The organism is Paraburkholderia bannensis (genome assembly GCF_014200455.1).
Taxonomy (GTDB): domain Bacteria; phylum Pseudomonadota; class Gammaproteobacteria; order Burkholderiales; family Burkholderiaceae; genus Paraburkholderia; species Paraburkholderia bannensis_A.
In genome coordinates this window covers 1-6,104 of the sequence record NZ_JACHBW010000047.1, presented here as the reverse complement: position 1 = coordinate 6,104, position 6,104 = coordinate 1, and the positions used below count along the sequence as shown (strand labels likewise).

Sequence of the window (6,104 nt, the reverse complement as noted above, 5' to 3'; positions counted from 1 at the left end):
AAAGCAGGGAAAAGATGCCGCCGGAGCGACCCGCCGTTTCTCGCGGCAGGCTTCGCTGCCGGTAAGGCTGAACAGCGAAGGGGGCGAATCTTAGCTTGCCTCGTATCCCCTACGCAAGCACCAATTTGCACCCGGCCAAAATAAAAAGGCGCGACTTCCGTCGCGCCTCAAACCTCCACCATCCTTCATCTTTATCAGCTTGCCCCACCCTTCGGTGGCTTCTTGAACATGGCCTTGCACGGTGGCGACAGCTCGGCATAGTGCTGCTTCATACACGCCGTTATCTTTTCCTTGTTCGGAATCTCGCTTGCGCAGAAGTGAAAAGCATCGCCGCGACAGGCGTGATCCTCGTCGTCCTGCGATGCGGCGTAGCCAGGCAACGTCACGGCAGCCAGCGTGAGCGTCGCCGCCAGCATTGCGCCCACGCGCATCGGGTATCGGAAGTTTCTGGTCATGACACGATCCTCGTGATGATTGTTCCGCTCGATCAATTGCAAGCGTCGTTCCCGGCACGACGTTTGCAGCTAGCGCACATCACCACTTGAGGCGCTGCAAATCGGGCAGCGAATCCAGCATGCAAGCCAAAGCCCTCATCGCGACCGCATTTCTGTGGCTTGCGCCACTTGCCGCCCACGCCGACGACAGCGCAAGCCCCTGCGCCGCACTCAAGCGCATCGTCGCGGCCGCGCCTCAGCACTTCGCGTCGTTGAGTCCCGCTGACGGCCGCGCCGTCGCCCAGCCCTATAGCGACGACGCACAATGCACCGCCGCCCACGGCGCCTATCAATGCCTATGGAGCACGCGCAACGCCGACACCGGATCGGGCACGGACGCGCTCGAAGGCGTCGGTGCCGATATCGCCTCGTGCCTGCCAACCGCCACGCACGACGGCAACGCTCCCGGGCGGCAGCACTTCTATCTAGGCGAGCGCGGCAGCCGCACCGAGATCACCGCGCAAAGCGACGGTGCGACACGAGTCAAGCTGACCGTTTCGCATCAATAGCCTGACCAGCCGATACCGCGTGTCGCAATCGCCAGATTCTGACCGAGCGCGATCAGCTCGATAGGTGCGGCTTCGAACAAAAGGCTGCGCGCCGCGAACGGATTCGAGAAACCCGGCGTGAGCGCCAGATTGAACAGGACGAGCGCGGCATAGCCAAGCCTGGCGGCGGCCACGGCGCGTCGAATCTCAGCAAGCCAATGCCGTGACGCTGAATTTCATGCACGAAGCGCCCGCGTGCGGCGCAGAGGGCTGGCCATTCAGTGAGGCGCAGCAATACATCACGCTCGACGAAACGGGGCTCTCCACCTGGGTCTGGGCGCAACCTCGGCTCGCGCAGTATGCCCTTCGGCTTCGGCCATCATCCCTACTATCCGAAGCCGCCCGGCACCCGCCTGAGCGCCCGCGTGCGCGCGATGTGGGAAATCGACGCCGACGTTTTGCCGGTCACGCTCAGCGAGCATCCCGCGGTCGACGCGCTCGAAGGCGGTCTGATCGTCGATGACTTCGATCTCGACAATAATTTTTCGGGCTGGCGTCGCGAAGCGCTGATCGAATGGCCCGATCAGGGCCGCCGGTTCACGTTGCGAGCGGGCACGCCGCTAGACTTTTCGTGCTCTCCACCGCTCAGGGCCTGCCGTGGCTTTTCTCCGAGCCGGTCAGCAACACGACGGACTCGCCGGCCACCTCGACTTGGGGGCACCGCGCTCGCCCTCGGCGAAAGTGTGGAAGCCCTGCTGAGCTGGACGCCCGGACGTCTTCAGGACGGCCGTCAGCGGGCGCTCACATCCCCTGCGGCGGATGAATGCCTGCCTGCGGCGCACCATAGCCGCCCGACTGGGAATTATTCGGCAAACCGTTGGCCAACTGGCCGCGCGGGTCGGTGGGCCCGACCGGCAGTTCGCCCGCCTGCCGGTTGCCGTGCGTCGGGTATTCACTGCCGAGCGGCGCGTTCGGCATCAGCGCCAGGCTGTTCTGCGGCGAGCGCAGATCATCGTTCTGCGAACGCGCTCCGCGCGGGCAGCCCCGCTACCACGGCCACCGTCAAAGCCAGCGCGCCCACGCGCGCCGTTGAAAACAACGTCCGGTTCTTCACGTCGATCTCCTTCAGGCCCGCATTCGGACCGGTAAGGCCAGGCAAAGTACAGCTTCAACACGCTGCCACGCGGCATGCTTCGTCAAAGATACGCGCCTCGCGCCAACGCGGATGCACTCAAGAATCTCCCCGATATCGCGCTAGCTTATAGACAGGTACGATGGCATCCAGAGTTCGCGTAGCGAATTAGTGTGCGCTATTTGCGAACCATGCATAACACAATGGAGAGACCTTTCATGAGCCGCAGTGCCGTCAACGTCCAGACGTTCATCAACGAGCATCCGTTTTCGCCGTTCCAGTGGTTCATCTTTGTGATGTGCTTTGCCATCGTGCTGCTCGACGGCTTCGATACTGCGGCCATCGGTTTCATCGCACCCTCGCTGCTCGGCGCATGGGGACTTGCCAGGCCAGCGCTCGCGCCGGTGTTGAGCGCCGCCCTGTTCGGGCTCGCTTTCGGCGCGCTCGCTTCCGGGCCGCTCTCCGACCGGCTCGGCCGCCGCGCCATGCTGCTCGGCTCGGTGCTGGTGTTCGGCGTTGCGTGTTTCGCCTCCGCGTTCGCGGACAGCATCGACCATCTGGTCTGGCTGCGCTTCCTCACGGGCGTGGGTCTGGGCGCGGCCATGCCGAACGCCGTCACCATGATGGGCGAGTACTGCCCCGACAATCGCCGCGCCACCATCATCAATCTGATGTTCTGCGGCTTTCCATTGGGTGCGGCCTTCGGCGGCTTCCTCGCGGCGTGGATGATTCCCCACTTTGGCTGGCGCAGCGTGCTGCTGCTCGGCGGGGTCACGCCTCTCGTGCTGGCGATTCCGCTCGCGCTGCGCATGCCGGAATCGGTGCGCTATATGGTGGCCAACGCCAAGCCGGCCGAACGCATTCGCGCCGCGCTCGCGCGTATTTCCGCCGATGCCGCCGCGGCCCAGTCGTTCACTATGACCGAAACCGCGCCGCACGCCGATGGCAACGGCATCGGCGTGGTGCTGTCGGGCCGTTATCTGGTCGGCTCGCTGATGTTGTGGATCGCGTATTTCATGGGCCTGGTGATCTTTTATGCGTCGATCAACTGGATGCCGTTGCTGCTCAAGGACGCGGGCTTGCCGCCCGCACACGCGACGCTGATCGCGGCGCTGTTCCCGCTCGGCGGCATCGGCGCGGTGCTGTGCGGCGTGCTGATGGACCGCTTCAACGCCAACCGCATCATCGCTGCCTGCTATGCGTTGACTGCGCTGTCCGTCTGGCTGATCGGCCAGGCCGTGGGCAACGTGGGGGCACTGGTGCTCGTGGTGTTCGCAGCGGGCGTGCTGATGAACACGGCGCAATCGTCCATGCCCGCGCTCGCCGCCGCGTTCTATCCGACTGCGGGCCGTGGCACAGGTGTGGCGTGGATGCTGGGGATCGGGCGATTCGGCGGGATTGCCGGTTCGTTTCTGGTGGCCGAGCTGGCACGCCGGCATTTTTCGTTCGCAGGCATCTTCGCGACCATCGCAGTGGCAGGTCTCGTCGCATGCGCTGCTCTGCTGGTGAAACAGGCCGCCCGACCGCACATCATGGAAACCTCAGCGGATGCGCCCAAAGAATCGTTCGGGCATTGACGATCGCACCAATCATCGCCAATCAGCAACAGTCGGCCGCACGCTGAACAGCGCGCGGTCCGCGCAAAAAAGAAGGGGCCGCAGTTTCGACTGCGGCCCCTTTTGCATTTCAATCTACGACGCTATTTGCCGATCAGAACTTCGGCAGCGGACGATTTGTCAGCCCTTGCGTCGCGTTGTGCGACACGCCCGACGCAGCGGTCGTGAACGTCCAGCCCACATTGATCGCATGCGTCTGGCTCGATGCATCGGTCAGAGTGCCCGTCACGCGCACCGTGTAAGTGGTGCTGGCCGCGAGCGGCGAATAGGGCGCGCACAGCGCGGCGTTCGACAGTTCGCTCGGCGTAGTCTGGGGCGTCTGCGCGAGGCACGGAATGTTGGTGCCGTTGGTCGCCGTGATCGTGAAGCTCAGGTTGCTCAACGTGGAGCCGAACGCGCTCTGGATCGTCACCGGATAGCCAACCGTGGTCATCTCGTACTGCGTCGCGCTGGCGAACGGGTTCGGATCTTCATTGGCGAACCAGCTCGTCGGTACGCCCTGCTCGCCCGGATACGGGTAAGCGACGAGCGAGGTGGCCGCGAGCGTATCGGCGCTGGTCGAACCGAAGTCGATATTGAACGCCTCCCAGTTCGAGTTGGCCATGTAGCCGACGCCCATCGACGTGAAATCGTCGAGCATGACGATGCGGTGGAACGGCGCGTCGAACAGCGTCTCGACCGGCGACACGCTGTCGCTGAACGCCGCCGGCTGACCGGCCACGACCACTTCGCCCATCATCGTGAAGTTGCCTTCAGCCGAGATGCGCGTTTGCGGATCGGCGCCCGTGAAGCCGGTGTTGCCCGCCGTTTCAGTGTGACCGTAGGCCTGATTGTCGACGAGATAGGTCGCGTGGTCGCTGGAAGCGGTCGCCAGGCCCGCGTTGCTCGGCAGCGCCGCGAGGCCGACGTTCTTGCGCATCGCGTTGATGTAGGCCGTGCCGTCGGCGCTGGCATTGCCGCTCGCGCTCGGCAGCGCGGTGAGGTTCGAAGCCGGCGTGATCAGGATCGCGCTGTTGGCGGACAGATTGGACGTGGAGGTCGTCGTGGTGTTGGCGGCCTGTGCCGAGTTGCTGCTGCCATTCGACGAATTGCTGGTCGCCGCGCTGCCCGAACTACCGGACGAACCACCGCCACCGCCGCCGCAAGCTGCGAGCAAGGCGGTCGCGAGCACCGCAACCGCTTCGAATCTGAATTTGGAAAACCGCATATCGTGCCTTGTAAAGGTTCTACGTGAAGCAGCGCCGGCCAATATGCCGCCGCCAGATGCAGGCGCGCCCACCCTTGCTGCTTCGGGGCTTATCGACCCCAAAATCCGCAAATCGCTCTCAATTCGTCTACAGAAAACGATTGCGCGAAATTGATTGCGCGTCCTGACTAACGGCAATACACGAACGAACTTGAGTTGAAACAGCTGAGGAAATACCAGGCACGTTTTACCGGTAACACCGGCAAAACGCGCGATTATGCAGGAATGCAAAGGGGGCTGGAACGGACTTTTACACTTCGTTTCAGCGGTAATCCGACCGCGAATTGGAGGCCGGATGCAGATGTTTTCGTCTGACTTTTATTTTGATGTGCTTGTTATTTTTTCTGCAATCAATCCCCAATCGCTGCGAGATTGAGCGTGTACGAATGACCGATCCACACTGCGGCGTCGCGATGATCGCGCAATGCGTTGCCCGTATTCGGATGCACGAAAACATCGAGCTTGCCGTGGTTGACGACAAGCCACGCAAATACGGCTGCAAACTGTTCATTTGTCACAGCAAGCTGATAAGACCACATCGGATGCGGACCAACTGGACGTTCATGAAAGCGGCCGATTTCCACGGCATCGCCCAATTCCTCTGCGATGATTTCGCGCAAGGCCCAAGCGGCGTCGCGCGTTTGCGCATCGAAATAGATATGAGCGTGCCAGCTGGCAATGTTGGCGGGATCGGCAAGGTTCATGATGAGCTGTCCTGAAGCGCGGGAAGTGATTTTGATCCGCTATTTTGCCGTGAAATCGGTTTTTTATCCCGGTATCCTGATTCGATTCAGTTTTCTATTTCCCGACCAGATTGAATAGCATTCCTTTCTAATTTTTCCTTTTCTCTTCTTGCTTATGTGCTTGAGAGATGTCCCGTTCGACGTCGGACATCTCTCTCACATCACTCGCTCCTGATCACTTCAGGAACAGGCGATAAGCCGGATTCTGCGTCTCTTCCCAGTGCGGGTAACCGAGCGTGGCGAGGAACTGGCGGAATTCAGCGTCCTCCGCGGCAGGCACCTGGATGCCGACCAGGATCGAACTGTAGTCCGCGCCCTGGTTGCGGTAGTGGAACAGGCTGATGTTCCAGTTCGGCGCCATCGACGACAGAAAGCGCATCAGCGC

At 62.1% G+C, this 6,104-nt stretch carries 7 protein-coding genes and 2 pseudogenes; 3 read left to right on the top strand and 6 right to left on the bottom strand.

Annotated elements, in window-relative coordinates; genetic code table 11:
- Nucleotides 1-194 precede the first annotated feature (194 nt).
- Nucleotides 195-497: a hypothetical protein gene (locus F4827_RS34525; protein WP_409258906.1), complete on the bottom strand. Its 303-nt coding sequence runs from the start codon at nt 495-497 to the stop codon at nt 195-197.
- A 77-nt stretch (nt 498-574) separates the two neighbouring features.
- Between F4827_RS34525 and F4827_RS34520 the strand changes: the two genes are divergently transcribed.
- Nucleotides 575-1,003, top strand: coding sequence for a hypothetical protein (locus tag F4827_RS34520; protein WP_183733735.1), 429 nt, complete (start codon nt 575-577; stop codon nt 1,001-1,003).
- Here the strand turns inward: F4827_RS34520 and F4827_RS34515 are convergent.
- On the bottom strand, nt 997-1,176 hold the full coding sequence (locus F4827_RS34515) for a hypothetical protein (RefSeq protein ID WP_260175570.1): 180 nt from the start codon (nt 1,174-1,176) through the stop codon (nt 997-999). The two genes, F4827_RS34520 and F4827_RS34515, sit on opposite strands and share 7 nt — an antisense overlap.
- 87 nt (nt 1,177-1,263) lie before the next feature.
- Between F4827_RS34515 and F4827_RS36120 the strand changes: the two are divergent.
- A pseudogene (locus F4827_RS36120) lies at nt 1,264-1,587 on the top strand (hypothetical protein); the annotation flags it as partial.
- Nucleotides 1,588-1,783: 196 nt separating this feature from the next.
- Here F4827_RS36120 and F4827_RS34510 read toward each other — a convergent pair.
- On the bottom strand, nt 1,784-1,990 hold the full coding sequence (locus tag F4827_RS34510) for a hypothetical protein (protein ID WP_183733738.1): 207 nt from the start codon (nt 1,988-1,990) through the stop codon (nt 1,784-1,786).
- Nucleotides 1,991-2,332: 342 nt separating this feature from the next.
- On the opposite strand from F4827_RS34510, the gene F4827_RS34505 reads away from it, so the two are divergent.
- Nucleotides 2,333-3,691 (top strand): MFS transporter, encoded by a 1,359-nt coding sequence (locus tag F4827_RS34505; RefSeq protein WP_183733732.1) that lies wholly within the window; start codon nt 2,333-2,335, stop codon nt 3,689-3,691.
- Between the two features lie 133 nt (nt 3,692-3,824).
- Here the strand turns inward: F4827_RS34505 and F4827_RS34500 are convergent, their stop codons facing one another.
- The 3 genes and pseudogenes from F4827_RS34500 to F4827_RS34490 form a co-directional block, all read right to left on the bottom strand.
- Entirely contained in the window at nt 3,825-4,937 is a 1,113-nt protein-coding gene (locus F4827_RS34500; protein ID WP_183733729.1) for a CAP domain-containing protein, read from the bottom strand.
- Nucleotides 4,938-5,326: 389 nt separating this feature from the next.
- Entirely contained in the window at nt 5,327-5,680 is a 354-nt protein-coding gene (locus F4827_RS34495) for a DOPA 4,5-dioxygenase family protein (RefSeq protein ID WP_183733726.1), read from the bottom strand.
- A gap of 214 nt (nt 5,681-5,894) precedes the next feature.
- Nucleotides 5,895-6,104, bottom strand: a pseudogene (locus tag F4827_RS34490) (hypothetical protein); the annotation flags it as partial.

Coding starts and splice junctions, on each gene's coding strand:
- F4827_RS34505 (WP_183733732.1), top strand. CDS start 2,333: ATGAGCCGCAGTGCCGTCAACGTCCAGACGTTCATCAACGAGCATCCG.
- F4827_RS34495 (WP_183733726.1), bottom strand. CDS start 5,680: ATGAACCTTGCCGATCCCGCCAACATTGCCAGCTGGCACGCTCATATC.
- F4827_RS34500 (WP_183733729.1), bottom strand. CDS start 4,937: ATGCGGTTTTCCAAATTCAGATTCGAAGCGGTTGCGGTGCTCGCGACC.
- F4827_RS34520 (WP_183733735.1), top strand. CDS start 575: ATGCAAGCCAAAGCCCTCATCGCGACCGCATTTCTGTGGCTTGCGCCA.